This window comes from Vibrio sp. D401a (genome assembly GCF_030248515.1).
Taxonomy (GTDB): domain Bacteria; phylum Pseudomonadota; class Gammaproteobacteria; order Enterobacterales; family Vibrionaceae; genus Vibrio; species Vibrio rotiferianus.
The window spans coordinates 1-1,717 of the sequence record NZ_JAHGAI010000048.1; the positions used below are offsets into that span (position 1 = coordinate 1).

The following is a 1,717-nucleotide window of genomic DNA, read 5'->3' on the forward strand; positions in this document are numbered from 1 at the left end:
TCGGTATTGCGTTGCTCACACCTTAACAGGGCGTTAGTCGCCAGAAAAAGCTAGTAATCAAAATCACGTTTCTAAGCTTAAAATTTGGCTGATGATCGTTTGATACGCAGGTGCGTCGTCGATGGTCAAAACTCAATTTCAGCTGTTCTAAGTCCAAAGTTGTGTAAGTGTCCAAGCGGTTTTTTGTTCTTTGGTGCTGACAGAACAGGGCGATCGAGCGTCTGTTCTTGGTTGAAACTCTGCCCGGTGAGTTTGTTGGTTCAAAAGCAGATCTACTCGCTGAAAAGTCGTCTTCTCTAGTGTGGTAAGTTCCACGTGGTTTCAGTGGCTTTGTTGAAAGTCCGCACTGTTAGATTGGTTTTCCAAAAGCGCTTTTTTTGTGTTGTCAGTCCGTTTTCTACGGCGCTTTATGTTCCAAGTGGTTTCATTGAGTAGCTGCTTTGAGACTACGCCTGGCTTAAGTGCATCAAAGCACATAAAGTTTGTTGTTCGCAAAGTTTAGTTCGGCTTAAAATTGTCGCTCGGTGCCTCGCGACTAACAAACTGTTTAAGAGTGATTCGCAACGCGTGGCATTTTTACCATGCGTTGGTTTTAGTGTTTAAGGTGGTATGCGGGAGCTTCGGTATTGCGTCGCTCACACCTTAACAGGGCGTTATATGCTTTCACAAAGGTTAAGATAGGTGATGATATGAACAAAAACGAAAGTCTGCTTGGTATATCTTTCAAGAGGAAATCAAAGACTACTTCGAGTCACTAGGTACTTATGCAGAGACTAATGTGACCCTGTCAGGTGCTCGAGGTGATCATGATATTGATGTATTGGTAAAAACCAAGTTTCTTGGACGAGATGTTACATGGGTCATCGAAGCTAAAAAGTGGAAATACAACGTATCAAAAGAAAAAGTTTTAGCTTTGATAACAATAATTCAGGATATCGGAGCAGATAGAGGCTTCATTATCTCAGAAAAAGGGTTCCAAAAAGGAGCGATTAAGTCTGCCGAAAATACAAATATTACACTGACAACGTTTGAAGATTTGAAAGAAGAGACTAAGGCGTTTATTGATACTGAAATTCTCAAACAATATGAAGAACGTTATAAGCTTTTATATGCTCGTTATTTCTCTCATCCAAAAGAGACTAGAAAAGACTATGATTTGAGGCATGACTTCTCTTTCACGGCTCCTTTCTCAGGTAACACGCAATTATCATATATCGGTAAAGTACTTGACGCAGTAAAAGAACGAAAGTACCCAATTGCATCAGATACTGGTTTGGCTGTAACTGCCGGTGAAAAACAGATTGAAGACTTTCAACAGGCGTGCAATTGGTTGAATTTAAACTTGAATCTGTTAGACCGTGAACTAATGGAAGCTGAACAAAAAATGCTTAAGTTCAATGATTTTGCTCCTAAGCATGAACGTTGGGTATCAGCTATTAAATCAATCAAATCAGTTTAGTACGCATATAACAAAGCATTTAAGAGTGATTCCCAACGCTTGGCATTTTTCATTCCATCGTTGGGTTTTGTGTTTACGGTGGTATGGTTAGGCTTTGTGGTAGCGTTGCTCACACCTTAATGCGGAGTTATATCCTCACGCATTCAATTTTAAAGTAGATATATGATAGAGAGAGCAAATGACGTTAATAAGTTTTGCTGACATGGAAGATAAGTTCACAAAAGAAGTGTTAGAGCAGGAAGCTTCTTGGCACCCAGA

General features: G+C 40.1%; 1 protein-coding gene. It reads left to right on the top strand.

What is annotated here, in order from left to right:
* The first annotated feature begins 718 nt into the window (after positions 1-718).
* Complete coding sequence (locus KIV41_RS20760) at positions 719-1,459, top strand: restriction endonuclease (protein WP_285337598.1); 741 nt, start codon at positions 719-721, stop codon at positions 1,457-1,459.
* Positions 1,460-1,717: the final 258 nt, after the last annotated feature.